This window comes from Nitrosomonas aestuarii, assembly GCF_003046585.1.
In the GTDB taxonomy this organism is placed as follows: domain Bacteria; phylum Pseudomonadota; class Gammaproteobacteria; order Burkholderiales; family Nitrosomonadaceae; genus Nitrosomonas; species Nitrosomonas aestuarii.
This window is the reverse complement of sequence record NZ_QAAE01000005.1, coordinates 52,946-71,899: the sequence shown is the minus strand read 5'-3', so window position 1 is coordinate 71,899 and position 18,954 is coordinate 52,946. Positions and strand designations below refer to the sequence as shown.

At 44.5% G+C, this 18,954-nt stretch carries 15 protein-coding genes; 9 read left to right on the top strand and 6 right to left on the bottom strand.

All coding sequences use genetic code 11. The annotated features are described in order from the left end of the window. Positions 1–15: 15 nt before the first annotated feature. The 5 genes from C8R11_RS06040 to C8R11_RS06020 all read right to left on the bottom strand — a co-directional run bounded on the left by C8R11_RS06040 (position 16) and on the right by C8R11_RS06020 (position 6,851). Positions 16–900, bottom strand: coding sequence for an HDOD domain-containing protein (locus tag C8R11_RS06040; RefSeq protein ID WP_146159084.1), 885 nt, complete (start codon positions 898–900; stop codon positions 16–18). Positions 901–1,219: 319 nt separating this feature from the next. Further along, positions 1,220–1,909 carry an orotidine-5'-phosphate decarboxylase gene (gene pyrF / locus C8R11_RS06035; RefSeq protein ID WP_107794921.1) on the bottom strand — a complete coding sequence of 230 codons (690 nt, stop codon included), beginning with the start codon at positions 1,907–1,909 and terminating at the stop codon, positions 1,220–1,222. Between the two features lie 95 nt (positions 1,910–2,004). After that, complete coding sequence (gene rapA, locus C8R11_RS06030; protein ID WP_107794920.1) at positions 2,005–4,905, bottom strand: RNA polymerase-associated protein RapA; 2,901 nt, start codon at positions 4,903–4,905, stop codon at positions 2,005–2,007. Between the two features lie 102 nt (positions 4,906–5,007). Next, positions 5,008–5,586 carry a response regulator transcription factor gene (locus tag C8R11_RS06025; protein ID WP_107794919.1) on the bottom strand — a complete coding sequence of 193 codons (579 nt, stop codon included), beginning with the start codon at positions 5,584–5,586 and terminating at the stop codon, positions 5,008–5,010. 5 nt (positions 5,587–5,591) lie between these two features. Next, positions 5,592–6,851, bottom strand: coding sequence for an ATP-binding protein (locus C8R11_RS06020; protein WP_107794918.1), 1,260 nt, complete (start codon positions 6,849–6,851; stop codon positions 5,592–5,594). A 243-nt stretch (positions 6,852–7,094) separates the two neighbouring features. Between C8R11_RS06020 and C8R11_RS06015 the strand changes: the two genes are divergently transcribed. The 3 genes from C8R11_RS06015 to ispH all read left to right on the top strand — a co-directional run bounded on the left by C8R11_RS06015 (position 7,095) and on the right by ispH (position 11,036). Further along, positions 7,095–8,825: a chloride channel protein gene (locus C8R11_RS06015; protein ID WP_107794917.1), complete on the top strand. Its 1,731-nt coding sequence runs from the start codon at positions 7,095–7,097 to the stop codon at positions 8,823–8,825. A 94-nt stretch (positions 8,826–8,919) separates the two neighbouring features. Continuing rightward, positions 8,920–10,035, top strand: a complete 1,116-nt coding sequence (locus C8R11_RS06010; RefSeq protein WP_090702201.1) for a 3-deoxy-7-phosphoheptulonate synthase — start codon at positions 8,920–8,922, stop codon at positions 10,033–10,035. 56 nt (positions 10,036–10,091) lie between these two features. Then, positions 10,092–11,036 carry a 4-hydroxy-3-methylbut-2-enyl diphosphate reductase gene (gene ispH, locus C8R11_RS06005; protein WP_107794916.1) on the top strand — a complete coding sequence of 315 codons (945 nt, stop codon included), beginning with the start codon at positions 10,092–10,094 and terminating at the stop codon, positions 11,034–11,036. Positions 11,037–11,052: 16 nt separating this feature from the next. On the opposite strand, the gene thiO is transcribed toward ispH, so the two are convergent. Continuing rightward, the gene (thiO, locus tag C8R11_RS06000) at positions 11,053–12,195 is read right to left on the bottom strand and encodes a glycine oxidase ThiO (RefSeq protein ID WP_342352459.1); all 1,143 of its coding nucleotides are present in this window, start codon (positions 12,193–12,195) and stop codon (positions 11,053–11,055) included. A gap of 235 nt (positions 12,196–12,430) precedes the next feature. Between thiO and C8R11_RS16915 the strand changes: the two genes are divergently transcribed. The 6 genes from C8R11_RS16915 to C8R11_RS05970 all read left to right on the top strand — a co-directional run bounded on the left by C8R11_RS16915 (position 12,431) and on the right by C8R11_RS05970 (position 18,641). After that, the gene (locus tag C8R11_RS16915; protein ID WP_425320576.1) at positions 12,431–12,781 is read left to right on the top strand and encodes a type IV pilin protein; all 351 of its coding nucleotides are present in this window, start codon (positions 12,431–12,433) and stop codon (positions 12,779–12,781) included. A 62-nt stretch (positions 12,782–12,843) separates the two neighbouring features. Next, positions 12,844–13,380, top strand: a complete 537-nt coding sequence (locus C8R11_RS05990) for a PilV family protein (RefSeq protein WP_219908550.1) — start codon at positions 12,844–12,846, stop codon at positions 13,378–13,380. A 29-nt stretch (positions 13,381–13,409) separates the two neighbouring features. After that, positions 13,410–14,453, top strand: a complete 1,044-nt coding sequence (locus C8R11_RS05985; protein ID WP_181258179.1) for a PilW family protein — start codon at positions 13,410–13,412, stop codon at positions 14,451–14,453. Next, complete coding sequence (locus tag C8R11_RS05980) at positions 14,450–14,950, top strand: pilus assembly PilX family protein (RefSeq protein ID WP_107794911.1); 501 nt, start codon at positions 14,450–14,452, stop codon at positions 14,948–14,950. Before C8R11_RS05985 ends, C8R11_RS05980 begins: the two co-directional genes overlap by 4 nt. A 50-nt stretch (positions 14,951–15,000) precedes the next feature. Beyond that, positions 15,001–18,090, top strand: a complete 3,090-nt coding sequence (locus C8R11_RS05975) for a pilus assembly protein (protein WP_107795018.1) — start codon at positions 15,001–15,003, stop codon at positions 18,088–18,090. Then, a complete protein-coding gene (locus C8R11_RS05970; protein ID WP_107794910.1) occupies positions 18,087–18,641 on the top strand; it encodes a GspH/FimT family pseudopilin in 555 nt (184 codons plus the stop codon). The genes C8R11_RS05975 and C8R11_RS05970 overlap by 4 nt, the downstream gene beginning before the upstream one ends. Positions 18,642–18,954 lie beyond the last annotated feature (313 nt).

The window sequence follows — 18,954 nt, the reverse complement described above, 5'->3', positions numbered from 1 at the left end:
GTGACTGAGTGTACCTTAAGCCGCCAGATCAGTAGCGAGTGTGTCAAAATCATCCAGACAGCTATCGATCATTTGCAGCGCGGCCTCAGCATCCGGGGCAGGTATCTGCAGACATTCCAGCAATGCTGCCGTTTCTATATGATCGCATGCATCGGAAATGCCCTCATTTTGTAATAAGCGATTGGCAACTGCAACCAGCTTGACATAGTGAGCATGTTGTCCTTCATAATCCGGAAAGTGATGTTCGGCAACAGCCGTTACAATTTCACCAGGTAATTGCCACGCTTCGATTAAATAGGCCCCGGCAAAATCGTGGGTAATACCAAAAACCTGGAGTTCCAGGTGTCTTGTTTCTTTAGCCGGATAGTACAGGCACAGATCGTTCAAAAAAGTATATTGTTGCGGGAGCAGGTGGCCAAAGAGTAAATATCCAAAGTTATGGAACAAACCGCATAAATATGCAAGGCCGGAATCTACGGATTGCTTTTTTTCCATCGTTTTGGCTAACTCACGGCATAGCGCTGCGCACTTGAGGGCGTGATGCCAGATACGAATGCGTCCCAGCGGCCCACGATTGGTAATTTTGAGACACCCGGCTGAGGCGACGCCAGTGGCCATATTCAACGCACTATTGAAACCGAGTGCTAATGATATGGCGTGCCATACCGAAGTGATCCGCTCCCCATAACCAAAGATTGCCATGCGCGCGTATTTCATTATGAAACTGGCCAACCCGGGGTCTTTTTCGATGATGGTGACGAGCTCATCCAAATTTGCGTTAGGGTTGTTGCGCAACAGGATGAGTGCCTGTGCCGTTTCTGGCAATGGGGGGAGTTTTTCTGGGTGCAGAAGCATTTGTTGCAGATTAGTTTTCGCTGCTTCGTTATGTCTGTTTTCCACGAGGTATGTCTCTCTATGTTTCTGTAAACAGTTTTTCGGTAGGTTTTCGGTCGTAAAGCCTGAATCAATAACACATGAATAAGATGGTTCCGATAAATTGTGATGCAGCTGCGATCGTTACTGCCTTGTAATGTGACGTGATTAAAAGTAATACGGTTGTTCAGATAGCGACAAAATAGCGATATTCTTTAACAGATAGTCAAAGAAATCAAAAGTGCGTACTTACCTGATAAAAAAATGCCCAGTAGCAGGGCTCACACAGTCTCGGCTTTATGCTTCAAGGCTGCCAGTAAACGGAGTCTGTTGTAGAAAACGATGATTACATCGTAATCGACTGATTCAATTTCTGTAATACCAGCAGCGGATCTTTTGCCTGAGTAATCGGTCTGCCAATGACCAGATAATCAGCCCCGTTTTTGATAGCAGTGGAAGGGGTGGCTACCCGTTTTTGGTCATCCAGACTGTCTGCTTCCAGCCGTATACCCGGCGTGACCAGATTAAAGCCCGTGTTAAGGTGTTGTCTTAAATTGCTGACCTCCAGTGCGGAGCAAACGACGCCATCGAGTCCGCAATTTTGTGTAAGTCTGGCAAGACGCAGCACAATCTGTTCGGGTTCGCCCTGCAAACCAACATCATTTAGATCATCCTGATTCATGCTGGTCAGCAGTGTGACTGCAATGAGCCTGGCAGTGCCCGGTGGCACCGCTTCACGTGCTGCCACCAGCATTTTCTTGCCGCCCAGCGCATGTACATTCATCATCCAGACACCCAGATCAGCAGCAGCTTTGCACGCCTTGGCAACGGTGTTGGGAATATCATGAAATTTCAAATCGAGAAAAATATCGAAGCCTTCCCGGGTCAATTGTTTGACGAGGTTGGGACCGGCCACGGTAAAAAGCTCTTTGCCCACTTTTAAGCGACATAATTCTGGATTAAGCTGGGTTGCCAGATTCAGTGCTTTTTCGGCACTGCTAAAATCCAGCGCAACAATAATGCGCGGTTCATTCATAATCAAGACTGCTCAATAAAATACGTTAGTATAAAACAATGGCAAGCATATGGAAAATAAGAGAAAAAAGATGCTTCCATGAAACCTGAATTTATTCAGGTGGCAACGATAACCCGAATGGCATCGAGTCGGATACGTGCAGTATCTAGCACCTGTATTAAATTAGCCAGCTGCTGTTCAAAAAAATGGATTTCCTCTGGGCGGACGTTGGGGTTGATTTTCTGCAGCGCTTTCAGTCTTTCAATTTCTGTAGTAAAGACTGCATGCGTCTGGTCTCTGGTTTGTCTGGATAAAGTGGGAATTTGTGCGGAAGCAAGTTGTTCGCTGGCCGCTACCATTTCTTGAATAACGTCTTTTTTCAGTTCGATTACTTGTTTGGCGATATCCTGTGAAATCGTTTCCAGGCATTGATTGACTGTTGCATGGTCCAGTGCGGGATAATCAGAACAGCCTTGTTCATCGATAATTGTCCGTATCATGATTGATGGTAGAATATGGCTTCCGGTTGCAGTGTGAGTTGTGGATATTTCGAGTACAAACAGGCACTCAAGAAACAATATGCCTGGCTGGGCATCGCGATGTGAAAAGCTTGAGACCGTAGCATTACCGGTTTCGTTGCCAGTGATGCGATCCATGGCGTGGATGACCATGGGATGCTCCCAGGTAAGAAACTGCCAGTCCTCGTTGGCAAGCGCCTCGCTTCTTTTATAAGTAATGACTATTCCCTCGTCGTGCAGTCCTGGAAATGCCGATGTCATATGTTCACTGGGTTCGATGCGATAGCTTTTACTACGGTGCTCTTCAACATGCACGCCAAAGCAATCGAAAGCGATATCCATGTAGCGTTGCAAACTGTTATTTTTATCCTGAGAAAGTGCAGTCTGGTACAGCTGTTTAGCAATCTGCGGACGAAATGAATTGTATTCAAGCAGTCGGTCTCGCCCGCGATCAAGTGCTTCACCCAGTATCTGGCTGGTTTTCTGGGTATGTGTAATCAATTCAGAGAAGTCATTTGAATCAGGGTCGCGCAAATGAAGTGCCGTTATCAATTGTTTTTCAAATTGTTGAAAAACAGTCTGGCCCGCCGGACAGATCTTTGCGAGTGCGTTAAGGCCCTGGTGATACCAGTTCAGCATGATCGCCTGCGCGCTGTTTAGCAGATAGGGTACGTGGATATTGATTGTTTCTGTTTGACCAATACGATCCAACCTGCCGATACGTTGCTCCAGCATATCAGGATTAAACGGTAGATCAAACAAAACAAGATGGTGGGCAAATTGGAAATTACGACCTTCACTACCAATTTCTGAGCAAATCAATACTTGGCATCCCGTTTCCCTGTCGGCAAAGAACGCGGCGGCCCGATCGCGTTCCAGCAAACTCATGTGTTCATGAAAGACTGGAAAATGTTGACTTGTCAATGTCTTGAGTACTTGTGCAATATCGCGCGCGGTTTGTGCGCTGGCAGTAATCACCAGAATCTTTTCCGGTTTGAGTTGACGCATTGTATTGTACAGCCAGCTGATGCGGGGATCTATTTCTGTCCATGCCGGATATTCAGTGACAGCGCTGGCCTGATAGAGCAGCTCCGGATAAAGTAGTAATTGCGGTTCCGAGAGTGTACCTGACTCAAAGACAGTCAGACATTCGTCATAATAGTCTGGTAGCGGCAGCGGAGCCACGAAAAGCTTTCTTTCAGGAAAACCTTTGACTGCTGCGCGCGTATTACGAAACAATAGGCGTCCCGTGCCGTGACGGTCCAGCAACAAAGCAGCAAGTATTTGCCGTGCCTGCTTGTTTTGTTCAGTATCGGTAGCTGTTTTTTCCAGACTGGATAGCAGCGAGTTGGTCTGGGTACTGTTTTCAATCGCCAAAATTGTTTTTCTGGTTGTTTCATCCGGTTGTTGTTCGCCGAGTAGTGCCTCGACCGCATTAGCGATCGGTTCATAGGCCTGTTCTTCTGCGACAAAATGTTGAAAATCGGCAAAACGATTCGGGTCCAGCAGTCGCAGACGGGCAAAGTGCCCCGCTTTGCCCAGTTGCTCAGGGGTGGCGGTGAGTAGCAGTACGCCGCTTGTTTGTGCGGCCAGTTGTTCGATGACTTGATATGCAGGGCTGGATGATTGTTCAGACCATTCCAGGTGGTGTGCTTCGTCGACAACCAGTAAATCCCAATCACCATTTAAAGCCGCTTGAAAATGTTGCGGACTATGACAAAGAAATCTCAGGCTGCACAGAATTAACTGCTCGCTGTGAAACGGATTTTCTCCGGTGCAGCTTTCTTCAATGGCGGTATACCGTTCCTCATCAAATATACTGAAGTGAAGATTGAAGCGGCGCAACATTTCCACCAGCCATTGGTGGATTAGCGTCTCAGGAACGACAATCAGGATACGTTTGGCGCGCTCGGTCAGGAGCTGCTGATGCAAAATCATGCCAGCTTCAATTGTTTTTCCCAGTCCGACCTCATCAGCGAGTAATACGCGTGGCGCGTAACGGCGGCCTACCTCGTAGGCGATATAAAGTTGATGAGGAATCAGACTGGTGCGCGTACCGAGCAGACCGTATAACGGCGCACTTGCAAGCCTGCTTTTTTGCAGCCAGGTTTGGTAGCGGACCCGGAACCACTTGTCGGCGTCAATATGCTGATTGAGTAATCGTTCGATAGGCCGGTTGAATTGTAAATGATGTGCGAGTTGCTGTTCTGAGATTGTAAAATGGTTGCCGTGCTCGTTTTGTCCGGAGTATATGAACAGGCCGTCTTCTTCCTGGATAGACAGAATTTGGACAACAATGCCATCACGGTTCATGATTGTGTCGCCTACATTGAAAATAACACGCGTTAATGGTGCGGATTGTCGGGCATAGGTGCGCGTTTCTCCAGTTGTCATGAATATAATACGGACCATACGTTCTTCAACTGATTGCACTGTCCCTAGGCCCAATTGTAAGTCAACATCGCATATCCAGCGCTGACCTGGTTTGAAGTCTTTCATGCTCGTGGTTTATAGAAAAGGAGTAATAGGGTACATGAAGCGGCTGAAAAATTCCGCTGCAAATTTTTCTATTATGAAAATGGCTGGTTTTAGGGCTGTGAATTATTCCCGATGCGGTTTTTTGGCCAGTTTGCGCTGCAGTGTCCGGCGATGCATGTTTAGGATTCTGGCGGTGACTGAAATATTGTGATCATTTTCAGCCAGAATGCGTTGAATATATTCCCATTCAAGTCTGTTTACGGATAGAGGATTGGCACTGATTGGTGTTTCGGCGTCGCCGTTGGTACGTTCAAATGCAGCCATGATTTCATCGGCATCAACGGGTTTGGCCAGATAATGTGTCGCGCCCAGTTTTATTGCTTCCACAGCTGTTGCAATACTGGCATAACCGGTCAGCATGACAATGCGTGTGCCAGGGTCCAGTACTTTTAATTTTTCAACCATAACCAATCCGGATTCGCTGGCTAATTTGAGATCAACAATGGCGTATTCCGGCGAGACGGTTTCAGCCTGTGCAAGTGCATCATCAATGGTATGTGTAGTATATACATTGAAGCCCCGCTTAGTCATGGCTCTCGCCAGTACATCAGAAAATATCTCGTCATCATCGACAATGAGCAGATCGGGCTGCTCGCTGGCTTCGTCTGTTTCATTTATTTCGAGAGACTTTGATGTTGTCATAATTCTTATCCAATTATTGGCAGTGTGACTTGTGTGCAAGCACCGCCGTCTTCAAGATTAAATAAATGTACGCTGCCGCCCAGCCGCTCTATATTGGCATTGGCTAAAAACAAACCAATGCCAAAGCCTTGTCCAGGTGCTTTGGTGGTAAAAAAAGCTTCACCGGCACGCTGGGTGACGGCATCCGAGAGACCTTCGCCATCATCAATGATTTCCAGGTGCAGGTTTTTGTGATCCCATCTGCTTTTGATTTCGATACATTTTGAAGAAGCATCGGCGGCGTTATTGAGCAGATTCAGAATTGACTGGCTGACTAGTTGATTATCCATGATTTTAGGACTGGGAAGCGGACCATCGCTCTTATAGGTAAATTGAACGGTGGGTCGTATCAGTTTCCATTTCTCGAGTAATGAAAATATAAATTCATCAACGGGCAACTGGGTGCCGCCTTCAACTCTGGTCTGCCCGGCTTTGGCAAGAAGTTGAGTGAGTGTTTGTTTGCAATGTGCGATCTGGTCGCGCAAAATGCGAATGTTATTTTGAAATTCACTATCGTTGATATGGTCTTTTTGCAGCTCGCCCGTGATTACGGCCATGGTAGATAATGGCGTGCCCAATTCATGTGCCGCACCTGCAGCAAGCGTGCCCAGGGCAATAATCTGCTCATTGCGAAGCGCGTGTTCACGCGCCAAGGCAAGATCATGGTCGCGCTCCCGAATGGAGATGCTCATTTTTACAACAAACCAGGCAATAATCACAGTGCTGAGTACGAAAGCCAGCCACATACCGGAGACATGCAGATTGAATTCAATCAGATGTTTGCTGTGGTCATGAGGAAGCGGTACATAGTTAAACAAAAGCAGCGTATAGCAGCCGATAGTAATAATGGCCATGACCCAGGTGTAGCGCCAGGGAAGGGCAGCGGCGGCAATAGTCAGTGGTAAAAGATACAATGAGATAAATGGATTGGTTGAGCCGCCACTGAAATATAACAATGCACTGAGCGCAAACACATCGATCAATAATTGCGCAAAAAACTCAATATTGGATACCGGCCAATTCTGATACAGACGTATCCAGGTAAGCAAATTCAATGCTGACAGCAATATAACAACTATGATCATCTCAGTCCACGGAATGTCAAGATCGATAATGGTATAAACAAGGCTGAAAGTCAGACATTGTGCGAGGATGGCAATATTTCTGAGCCAGAAAAGGCGTTGCAGGTTTTTACTGAGTGGTGATTTGCTAAGGTCGCTGAACATGTTGCTATGGCTTGGGTTGTTGGAAGGCGGTCAGAGAAAAAAGCAGCTTGCTCTAAAATGCTGTTTTATTATATTTTCAAGTCCGTTTGCTTAAGTAGAACAATGGAAACAATTTTCTTAGCTTAAAAAAATAAACTACATTAACCTAAATTGATATAAATGACTATGTGACATATTGTCGCATGAAAGATTATGTGCGGCAGTAGCAAAAATACGATTTCCTATGAATAACAAACTGACTGAATGATGGAAGTTTCCAACAGAAACTGGCATGAAACCTTTTTTATGGCGTCCCTGGCAACAATTGTAGGTGTTGTGGCCAGTTATGCCTCGATGGGCTTCTTATGGGCTATCGATAAGCTGCACCTATTATTTTTGGGGGTAAAAGGCAGCCAGCTTTACGCGTATCTGGACAATATTTCTGTTTGGTATTTATTTATTCTGCCTGTTGTCGGTGCCGTTATTGTGCGATTGATTATTCAATATGGAATGCCAGAAGGCCGAAATCATGGACCGGCTGATGCAATTGAAGCGGTACGGCTGGGTGCCGGGGATATGTCTATTAAAGCAGGTATTGGCAGTGCTGTTGCCAGTATTGTGTCAATCGGAAGCGGTGCATCAGTTGGAAGGTATGGGCCGGCTGTGCATCTGGGTGCTTCTCTGGGGTCCTGGCTCGCTCAATTACTGAAACTAACAGCCGAACATAAGAGAACCTTACTGGCTTGCGGTGTGGCCGGCGCTATTTCAGCGTCATTTTCAGCGCCACTGGCCGGGGTAGTGTTTGCGCATGAGGCAGTTCTGGGCCGTTTCGGGGGCAGGTCTGTAATGCCTATTGTGATTTCATCGGCGGTGGCCAGCGCTGTTGTGAAAATGCATGCGTTTGATAGCATACTTTTTCTGCTGCCGGACATGCCGAGGGTTGCGGACTGGGAGTATTTTTTGTTTGCACTGGTGGGTGTTTTAGGTGGCGCTTTGGCAGTGATTTATATGTCCATGATGGACCATTTCAGCAGGTTGGCGCAGTTATTGCCCGTTTCTGCCATGGCAAAAGCTGTATTGGGGGGCATGTTGCTGGGTGGAATTGTGGTTGTTTTCCCACAGACTTTCGGGTTGGGTGAGCAGATTATACGCGATGCCTTTCAATCTGAAATAACAGCTAATGTCTTATTGATGCTGGTACTGGCCAAATTAGTGGCGACATCCGTGAGTTTTGCCGCAGGTTTCTCCGGTGGCATATTTGGTCCCGCAATTTTTCTTGGTGCAATGATGGGTACTGTATTTGGGATGGGTGCTCAGGAATTGGTTGGGATTACATTATCGCCCGCCGTTTACGGTGTGGTTGGTATGGGCGCCGTTATCAGCAGGGTAATCGGCGCGCCCATTACGACTATTTTGATAGTGTTTGAGTTGACAGGAAGTTATTCGTTGATGACTGCTGTCATGGTGGCAGTTGTTGTGGCAGGTGCTGTTACCAGAGAGTTTTTTAATCGTTCCTATTTTTATCACCAGTTGCGTGTGCGCGGCGTGGAGCCTGAAACGTCTCAAATACAGCAGATCTTGAGTGAAATGTCAGTTAGTGCATTTATATCAAAGCCGACTGTTGTTTTTGTTGCAGATATGACATTGACAGCGGCGCGTTCTGCGATTGTTGAGTCTGAGTCTGCGGTAAGTGTGGTTTATGTAACTGATAAAAATGGTAAATTAATTGGTCAGATCAACGCTGCGGTATTGTGCAGCATGTATGATGAAAAAATGCTGGAAGAACGAATTGAGAACGTTCTTTTGAGATCGTCAATTGTTTTTACAACAACAACCAATGTCTATGAAGCATATTTGCAATCAAAATGTTTTAAAGGCGAAAGTATTCCGGTGACGGATAGCCAGACCCGGCAATTGGTTGGAGTAGTTTATGTGAGTGATCTGGTAGATGCATGCTTGCAGGCATTTGAGCGATTTCGAATGGAAGAACGTTAATTGCATCATGGCAACAAATCGGGTTTTCGGTTAGAATTCATAACCTATTTACTTTGTGTCGGAAATCCCGGCATAAATTTTTTGATATTATTTTATGATTCTAGTTTTGGTTCCCAATACCCGGCCTGAGAGCTCGGAATATAAGCAACTGTTGGCACATTTGGCTAACCTTCCTGGCATTACTACGCGTGTGCACACCGAAGTTGGCGTTGAACAGACGTTGACAGAGCTGTACCTGATAGGCAATACAAAGGCGTTATCAATTGATGAGATTAAAAATCTGCCATGTGTTGAGCGCGTTGTGCGTGTTTCTGAGGAATATCGCGTACTCGGACGGCATCAGAATGATGATCGTCCAACCAGCTTCAGCTATAACGGCGTTTTATTTGGTCAGAATACTTTAAACGTATTTGCTGGTTTGTGCGCCGTTGATACGCTTGAGCATGTAGAAATCATGATGAGAGCGTTGCAGGCGCAAGGCCAGGTTTGCACGCGAATGGGTGCGTACAAACCAAGGACCAGTCCCTACGCGTTTCAGGGGCATGGAAAGAGTTGTCTTCCTTATGTGTTTGAACTGGCGGGAAAATATGGTATTAAAGTGATAGCGATGGAAATAACGCATGAAACGCATCTGAATGAAATTCGTACAGCACTACACCAAACCGGTAATGCCACTGGCGTCATGTTACAGATTGGCACGCGCAATACTCAGAATTTTGAATTACTGAAAATAGTAGGGAGACAACAGGACTATCCGGTATTGATTAAACGCGGGTTTGGCATTACGTTGGATGAATCCTTGAATGCGGCGGAGTATTTGGCCTCAGAGGGTAACCGTAAGGTAATATTCGGTTTGCGTGGTATGAAAACGAATATGGGCGATCCACATCGTAATTTTGTTGATTTTGCACATGTGCCGGTTGTCAAACGTTTGACGCGGATGCCGGTCTGCATTGACCCATCGCATTCTGTGGGAACACGTGCTGGATCACCGGATGGAATTCTGGATATTATGCATGTAACTGCGCAAGGGATTATTGCAGGCGCCAACATGGTTTTGGTTGACTTTCATCCAGTACCAAGCAAGGCACTGGTTGATGGACCTCAGGCATTACTTTTAAAAGAACTGCCACAATTTCTGGAAGATATTCAGATTGCGCGCGACGCATATTTAAAGCGTGTTGAACTTGTTAAGCGTTATCTGGACTGAATGATAGTAATCTATAGATTATGTATTTATATGCATCCTGTTATGGAGAATAATGAATGATCAGAGTGTTGCTCTCAAATCCGAGAGGATTCTGTGCGGGTGTTGATCGTGCGATTGGGATTGTAGAACGCGCATTGTCGATGCATGGTGCACCGATTTATGTGCGTCACGAAGTTGTACATAATCGTTTTGTTGTAGAAGACCTGGAGAAAAAAGGTGCTGTTTTTGTTGAGACACTGGATGAGGTGCCGAAAGACAGTATTTTGATTTTCAGTGCTCATGGCGTATCTCATGCAGTTCGCAGGGCAGCGGCAGAACGAAAGCTTCAAGTATTTGATGCGACATGTCCACTGGTTACAAAAGTACATGTGGAAGTGGGCAAAATGCGTAAGGAAGGTAAAGAAATCATTATGATTGGGCACCAGGGTCACCCAGAGGTTGAAGGTACGATGGGTCAGGTGGAAGGTGATGATAAAGGCATGTATCTGGTTGAAACTGAAGATGATGTAAAAAATCTGCAAGTAAAAGATTCTGCTAATCTGGCTTACGTCACTCAGACGACCTTGTCAGTCGATGATGCGGCACGGATTGTAGATGCTTTAAAAAATCGTTTTCCACTGATTATCGGGCCCAAGAAAGATGATATCTGCTATGCAACCCAGAACCGCCAGGATGCGGTAAAGAAAATGGTCACGCAATGTGACTTGGTTATTGTGGTCGGCTCGCCTAACAGTTCCAACTCCAATCGTCTCTGTGAAGTTGCCAAAAATGCCAATGTCGAGTCGTATATGGTGGATAATGCAGAGCAATTAGAAGATGAATGGTTTGCAAATAAACATCAAATTGGTATTACTGCAGGAGCGTCTGCGCCTGAGATACTGGTACAGCAAGTAATATCGCGTATCAAGCAAATTGGTTCGAGGCAAACTGGGGAAGAAGTCTCAGTAGAAGAATTAAGTGGTGTCGTGGAATCCGTGGTTTTTCCATTGCCAAAAGCATAGACACGCCTGAAGCAGCTCAGTTGCCATTCCATCCTTTTTGATAGGGAGTGATATCAAATGGTTGTGTTCCGCCAACTATTTCTTTTGTCAGAATTTCTGCACTCGCAGGTGCCATAGTGATGCCATAACGAAAATGCCCGCTGTTAATATAAAGATTGCTAAGTTGAGGGTGTTGCCCTATGGTCGGAATATTCCCAGGTGAGGCGGGACGTAATCCTGACCATTGACGAATAATGGGCAACGCACCCAATTGTGGTATAAGGTTTTGTGCAAATTTCAATAAATGATCGCGTGCGGATATTGTGATCTGTTTATTAAATCCGGTATCCTCCAATGTGCTCCCTATCAATAAATGACCATCTCTGCGAGGAATAATATATAAGTTATCTTGCACTACGACGGTTCGCAAAGGGGGCGAGTCGAATTTGAACAATAACATCTGGCCGCTGACGGGTTTAATGTTAAGGTTAAGTGCGTAGTTTCCTAAGATTTCTGTACTCCAGGCACCTGCAGCGATAATAAAGTAACCTGCTGAAAATTTTCCAACTGATGAATTAAACGATAATACTGTCTTATGTTTGAGCGCCATATCATAGACAGAGCAGTTTTCGATAATTTTTGCGCCAAGCTGAATCACACGCTTATGAAGCGCATTTAACAATCGAGGATTGCGGATTTGTGCAATATTGGGCAGGAAAATGGCCTTTTCTATGGTTTTTCGATTATTGATGTCAGCGTGCGGATTGATTGAAAAAGGTATTGATACCGCTCGTTGAGTCATTGTGACATTGTATTTTAAGCACCAAAGCTCAGCCCTTTTAAGATCATAGGGTGGCAGAACAAAGACGCCGCATTGATCATATTCAGGATCAATCCCTGTTGTAGTGCGTAGCGTGTTTACCCATGCCGGAAATAGATCGGCGCTGTATTGGGTAAGCTGTGTGACTTCTTTAATATAGTTCCACGGACAAATTGGTGACAAAATTCCCCCTCCTGCCCAGGAAGATTCCTGACCGACCCGGCCTCGTTCAAGTAACGTAACCTTTAATCCCTGCTTGAGCAGGTATTCTGCGGTTGCTAATCCGATAATGCCTGCGCCAATTACCACAGCATCATGTTTCATTATCTTCAAATATTTTCCTAAAAAACAAAAATGCACTAACCAGCGAATAAAATAAAAGACTGCGCTAGTGTTTTATTGCTGTTTCGTAGAAGTGAGAAAGTACTGTTCTGCTCCTAAAGTTACCCAAAATTATAGCCGTATATGCCTTAGGATTTGTAATGAATTACAAAAATCAGATTGGCTATAAATTTCAACAATAATTTATCTATATATGCAACTCAGCTTTTTTATAAAACCATGTAAACAATATGGCTTTACTTTGATTGAACTCATGATTACGGTTGCTATTGTCGGAATTCTGGCCACTATAGCTTATCCATCGTATACACAATATGTGATCAGGACTCATCGTGTGGCGGCACAATCAGAAATGATGGCTATTTCAAATCGTCAACAACAGTTTTTGCTGACGAACAGAAGTTATGTTGATAAAACAATCTTGGAAGCAAGTGGTTATGCGCTTTCCGCAGATGTGGCCAATAAATATAATTATGACATTACGCTTGGCGGTGGGGCTGTGCCATTTTTTACACTGACTTTTACGCCCGTTGGTTCACAATCTAACGACGGAAACCTAACCATTAATAGCGATGGTGTTAAAACTCCTGCAGAAAAATGGTAACTCGGCACGTAAACTTTTCAGTTCTTTCTGCAACCACTACGTTTTCAGTGCGCGGGGTATCAATGATTGAAGTACTTGTTACAGTAGTTATTACAGCTGTTGGGTTACTGGGTCTTGCCGGATTACAAATGCGCTTGCAATCTTCAGAGATTGAATCTTATCAACGTACACATGCATTGATTTTACTTGAAGATATGGCAAACAGAATTGCGGCGAACCGTAATAATGCGGTCAACTATGTAACCGGTGCTGTTGCCCCTTTGGGTACGGGGGACAATCAGCCAGCAAATTGTGCAGGTGTGGGGCAGGTCTTTGATGTATGCCAATGGAGTAATGCTTTGAAGGGTGTATCTGAACAATCCTCTGGGGCCAATAATGTCGGTGCAATGATAGGTGCACGTGGCTGTGTTGAGGATCTGGGAACAGGAGATCAATTCTTAATAACAGTTGCATGGCAAGGGTTTGTGCCAACAGTGGCGCCATCATCAAATTGTGGTATTGGCTTATATAATGGTGCGGCAGGGACAAGCTGTATTAATGATTTGTGCCGAAGATCGATGAGTACCATTGTGCGTATAGCCGATTTGGCTACTCCATAAAGGTAAAAAACAAGCAGGAAATGAATAGCATGCAACAGAGTAACAAAAGCTTTGTTCACCAAGATGGATTTTCATTGATTGAATTAATGATTTCCATAGCGTTGGGTTTGTTGGTTATGTCTGGTGTATTAGCTGTTTATATTGATTTGTCGCGTAGTAATACCGAATTGGCGAAAATGAATCGGCAGATCGAGAATGGCCGCTTTACTATCCAGCTTTTACAACAGGAGTTATGGCATGCAGGATTTTGGGATGGATACACTCCACCTGCACCATCCATGACTCCGCCAACAGCTATACCAAATCCGTGTTCTGCTTTTGCTAGCTGGAGTGTCAACGATATAAACAACATATATGCGATTCCGTTACAGGGATATGTCGCTGGCGCGGCGTTGCCTGCTGAATGTTCAGATATTGTGACAAGCCGTCAAACTGATTCCGATGTCCTGGTGGTTCGATATGCCGCAACTTGCGTTGCAGGCACAGCAAGCTGTGAAGATGTTAATGCAGGAAAACTATATCTGCAAACACAAAGTTGTACCGACACACTTCATGGAAATTATCTTGCAAGTGCTGCGGACAAACCCATGCTCGGTACACCAGGTACTACTGTATACAAAAAGGATTGCACAACAGCTGCTGACAAGCGCAAGTTGATTACTTCAATCTTTTATGTGCGCAATTACTCTGTAACAGTTGATGACGGTATTCCTACCCTGATGCGCGCTGATCTTGACTTGAATGGTAACAATGTATTCATGCAAACGGCTCAGCCAATTCTGGAAGGCATTCAAAGTATTAAGTTCGATTATGGCCGAGATACAGATGAAACAGGTAGTGCTGATGTTTACGATGATTGCACCGGGTGTACTGCGCTGGATTGGGCCAATGTCGTGTCGGTAAACATGTATGTATTGGCGCGGAACCTGGAAGTCACGAGTGGTTATACTGAGGATAAAACTTATGTTTTGGGGTCAACGACACTGGGCCCTTTTCACGATAGTTTTAAGCGGCATGTTTATAGCAGTTATGTGCGCTTGATTAATGTCTCGGGAAGAAGAGAGCAACCATGATGAATATGAAAATCTGTTCTAACCAAAAGGGTGCAACATTAGTTGTAGGACTTATTATGCTTGCCATGATTACTTTATTAACGGTTTCTGGTTTTACATTAAGTAGCAATAATCTAAAAGTTGTGGGAAACATGCAGTATAGAAATGAATCGATTGCTGCAGCAAATCTGGCAATAGAGCAGACTATTAATCTCAATTACTCCGCAATTGATCCAGCGAATTATCCGACTTTTGTTAACGTGGATATTGATCAGGATAATTTGATCGACTATATCGTCAGTATTCCGGCACCTGTTTGTATTAGTGCTAAACCCGCGCCAGCAGATCTATTATCACTAAGCGGAGTGAATTCCAATATTGAGAATTCTAATGATTTTATAGTGTTATGGGAAATCAGGGCTGATGCGACAAGTGTTTCAACCGGGGCATCTGCGATAGCCAGGCAAGGGATTAATAAGCGATTAACGTTAAGCGAATTTATTGCATCATCATGTTAACAAACACGTGCTGGAAATTCATGGATGGAGCAAATAAGATGTTGATTAAAATGAATAAAATAATTTTTTCTATTTGGTTGCTTACTGTAAGCTCAGTTGTCTGGTCAGAGGATATTGATTTGTTTACCGGATTAACTCTCCCCGGCGCAGCAAATATTCCGAATGTTTTGTTTGTAATTGACAATACGGCAAACTGGAATAGTGCATTTAATAACGAGATGAATGCGTTAAGAACCGTTCTAAATGATATTGAACCAAATAAATTCAAGTTTGGATTTATGATGTTTACTGAATCTGGGGGTGCTGATGGTAATCCTAACGGTGCTTATGTGCGTGCTGCACTCAGATTAATGGATAGCGCGAATAAACAACTTTATCTAAACCTTTTAAATAGTTTTGATAAAAACACAGATAAATCGAGTGGTGGAAAAATTGGCGTTTCAATGGCCGAAGCTTATTATTATTTATCAGGCGGTCAAGCTTACGCTGGTCACAATAAGGTTAAACGGGATCATGCCGGTAATATATCTGGTACAGTTGCATCTAATGCTGTTTATGCGTTGCCTGGTAACGCATTTAGTTCATCTTTAGATAGTAACTATACGAGCCCTTTAGATTTTGCATGTCAAAAGAATTTTATTATTTATATCAGTAACGGTCCAGCGCAAGACAATTCTTCAGATAAAGCGAGTGCTAATTCACAATTAGCTGCGCTGGGGGGTAACACATCAGAAATCAGCCTTTCTCCGAGCGGATCACAATCCAATCCGGGTGATGAATGGGCTCGTTATATGGCTAAGGATGCACCGATAACGGTTAGAACGTATACCATTGATGTTAATCCAGTCGCTACGGGTCAAGGTCCCGGATTTACTGCTTTATTAAAAAGTATGGCGGCATATGGCAAGGGAAAATATTTTTCAGTTAATTCCTCTATTGATAACGGTGCTCAAATAACAGATGCCATCAAGAGAATTCTATCTGAAATTCAGGCTGTAAATACTGTTTTTGCTTCAGCGAGCTTACCGGTGAGTGTCAATACGCAGGGTACTCATCTTAATCAGATTTTCGTGGGTATGTTCCGCCCGGATATTAGTGCGTTGCCACGTTGGCATGGTAATTTGAAACAATACCAGTTTAAAGCAAGTTTGACCGGCGAAGGCATTGCGCTAAATTTGGTGGATGCTGATGAAGCACTTGCGATCAATAAAAATACCGGGTTTATTGCTCAATGCTCACGTACCTTCTGGACACCGAATACAACAAATTTAGACACATACTGGTCCTTTAAACCGGATGGCTCATGTCTGGCTATTGCAAATTCCGATATCTCCAATACGCCGGATGGAGAGGTTGTAGAGAAGGGAGCAGCAGGTTATCAATTACGGTCGATTACACCAGATTCTCGCATTATTAAAACTTGCAACCCTGCAGGTTGTTCAGGTTTGGCAGATTTTAATGTTGCGAATAATGCAATTACGCAATCTTTATTGGGCGTTTCCGGCAGTGCTGCACGAACTAAGCTTATCAATTGGGCGCGTGGTCAGGATACTCTGGATGAAAATGGAAATAGTAATACCATCGAAATGAGGCCTTCTGCGCATGGGGATGTGGTTCATTCACGGCCTGTTGCAGTTGACTACGGCGGTAGCACAGGTGTAGTAGTTTTTTATGGTGCCAATGACGGATTCTTGCACGCAATTAATGGTAATCAAACATCTGGAATAGGCTCGTTTCACGCAGGCAGTGAACTATGGTCATTCATCGCGCCAGAGCATTATGGCAAATTAAAACGGTTGTATGATAATACACTTGGTATTACGTTGCCGACTGTTAATGATGGAACGCAAAAACCTTATTTTTTTGATGGACCGATTACAGCCCATAAAAGCGCCAGTGTAACATGGCTTTACGCGACTCAAAGGCGTGGTGGGCGCATGATTTATGCTTTTGATGTAACTTCGCCAACTAATCCCGCGCTGAAATGGCGGCAGGGCTGTCCAAATCAGAACAATGATACAGACTGTACCAACGCGGGTATTGTCGATATTGGGCAGACATGGTCGGCCGCTCAAGTGTTTAAATCGTCTGGTTACGAGGTGGCTGGTACGCCTCAACCCATGTTGATTATTGGTGGTGGTTATGATACCTGTGAAGATGGGACTATTTTAAGTGATCTGAATACTTGTACAGGAGCATTAAAAGGTAACAAGATATATATCTTGGATGCTGATAGCGGTGCGTTATTAAAAACTTTTACTACAGCGCGAAGTGTCGCAGCTACTGTAACTGTAGTGCCGAATAAAATAACTGGTTTGGCTGATTATGCTTATGCAGTGGACACCGGTGGCAATATTTATCGGGTTACTATGGGTGCAGATCTCCCGGCAAACTGGTCTATGGTGAAAATCGCTTCATTGGGATGTGATACGTCTATATGCCCCGGTGGTGTTGCCAATCGCAAACTTTTATTCGCGCCAGAGGTGGTTGTGACACCCAATTTTAATGCTATTTTGGTGGGTTCAGGCGACCGCGAACATCCTCTGCTTACCCATTTTACGACAACAAGTGTAGATAATGCATTTTTTATGATCAAAGATAATCCTGCAGATCCGACTTGGTGGTTGTCTGAAGTGCCAATTTGTAATGGTCAGGCACTGGCCTGTATGACTTCATTGTTACCAATTGATCCGGATGATATGAATATACCTTCCGAAACTGATTTGGCAGCAAAGAAGGGGTGGTATTTAGCATTTGGCAGTGGGGATCATGATAAAGAACAGGTGGTGACATCAGCGGTTGTGGCGATGGGTACTGTGACTTTTAGTACCAATGGGCCAATACTTCCTGACCCAAGCTTATGTGGAACAAATTTGGGAAAAGCGCGTGTTTACAATATGGGATTTCTGGATGCGAGGCCCATTGGCGGCACCCGGTATGGTGTAATTACTGGTGGTGGTTTGCCGCCGTCTCCAGTTGCGGGTATGGTCACTGTTGTCCACCCTGCGACGGGCGGTAATATAACTGTTCCATTTATTATTGGCGCGAATCCCGACTCGCCACTGGAGGGTGCCTCACCTAAAGCGGCTGCGACGCCAGCCAGTGTGAAAAGGCGCGCTTATTGGTATTTACAGCAATGATCTGGTTTTTTTTCAATAAAAATCGTGGTGTTACATTAATTGAATTATTGGTGGTATTGTCTGTTCTAGGGATCCTGCTATCGATTGGCGTGCCATCTTTTAGTCAATTTGCGACAAATAATCGTTTAAATAGTTACATCAATTCAATGTATTCAAATTTTGCATTGGCGCGATCAGAAGCAATAAAGCGGAACAGACGGGTTGTTATGTGCAAAAGTTCGGATGGTACAAATTGTAATAATTCCGGTGGTTGGGATCAAGGATGGATTGTTTTTGTTGATTTAGATAATAATGGCACTATTGGTGGTGGGGAAGAAATTGTATTGACCATGTTACCGTTGCAAGCTGGCTATAATTTTACCGGGAACGGGAATGTTGATAACTATATTTCGTTTGATGCACAGGGTAGGACAAAACTAACCAGCGGTGCTATACAAGCAGGTACATTTACCCTGTGTCCAGCGGCACCTGCTGTAGACGGACTGGGTCGACAATTGATACTGAGCGGGAGTGGTAGATCAAGAGTTGAGAAAATTACATCATGCTCATAGTTTCTTCACTTAAAAGTGATATGTAAAATTATAGGTTATTGATATGGATGGAGTAAGCTTGAATCTTGGAATTTTGGAAATTCTGTTCATTCCCTCGTGATTAAATCTCGAAGGAGTGACAGATGAGCAGGACTCAACCAGATTGAAGCAGCGCTGTCAGCGTTAAAGACTGGCCATGATCTGCATGGCAAGAATGGCATGTTAACACCGCTGATCAAACAGCTTACAGAAGCTGCATTGTCGGCAGAACTTGATCAGCATATTGAGTCTGGTCATGTATCGAACCGCAAGAATGGATAAACGCCCAAAACTG

Excerpts from the sequence above, each read along its gene's own strand:
- pyrF (WP_107794921.1), bottom strand. The coding sequence starts at position 1,909 with ATGAATGAACCGCGCATTATTGTTGCGCTGGATTTTAGCAGTGCCGAA.
- rapA (WP_107794920.1), bottom strand. The coding sequence starts at position 4,905 with ATGAAAGACTTCAAACCAGGTCAGCGCTGGATATGCGATGTTGACTTA.
- C8R11_RS06025 (WP_107794919.1), bottom strand. The coding sequence starts at position 5,586 with ATGACAACATCAAAGTCTCTCGAAATAAATGAAACAGACGAAGCCAGC.
- C8R11_RS06020 (WP_107794918.1), bottom strand. The coding sequence starts at position 6,851 with ATGTTCAGCGACCTTAGCAAATCACCACTCAGTAAAAACCTGCAACGC.
- C8R11_RS06015 (WP_107794917.1), top strand. The coding sequence starts at position 7,095 with ATGATGGAAGTTTCCAACAGAAACTGGCATGAAACCTTTTTTATGGCG.
- C8R11_RS06010 (WP_090702201.1), top strand. The coding sequence starts at position 8,920 with ATGATTCTAGTTTTGGTTCCCAATACCCGGCCTGAGAGCTCGGAATAT.
- ispH (WP_107794916.1), top strand. The coding sequence starts at position 10,092 with ATGATCAGAGTGTTGCTCTCAAATCCGAGAGGATTCTGTGCGGGTGTT.
- C8R11_RS16915 (WP_425320576.1), top strand. The coding sequence starts at position 12,431 with ATGATTACGGTTGCTATTGTCGGAATTCTGGCCACTATAGCTTATCCA.
- C8R11_RS05990 (WP_219908550.1), top strand. The coding sequence starts at position 12,844 with ATGATTGAAGTACTTGTTACAGTAGTTATTACAGCTGTTGGGTTACTG.
- C8R11_RS05985 (WP_181258179.1), top strand. The coding sequence starts at position 13,410 with ATGCAACAGAGTAACAAAAGCTTTGTTCACCAAGATGGATTTTCATTG.
- C8R11_RS05980 (WP_107794911.1), top strand. The coding sequence starts at position 14,450 with ATGATGAATATGAAAATCTGTTCTAACCAAAAGGGTGCAACATTAGTT.
- C8R11_RS05975 (WP_107795018.1), top strand. The coding sequence starts at position 15,001 with ATGAATAAAATAATTTTTTCTATTTGGTTGCTTACTGTAAGCTCAGTT.
- C8R11_RS05970 (WP_107794910.1), top strand. The coding sequence starts at position 18,087 with ATGATCTGGTTTTTTTTCAATAAAAATCGTGGTGTTACATTAATTGAA.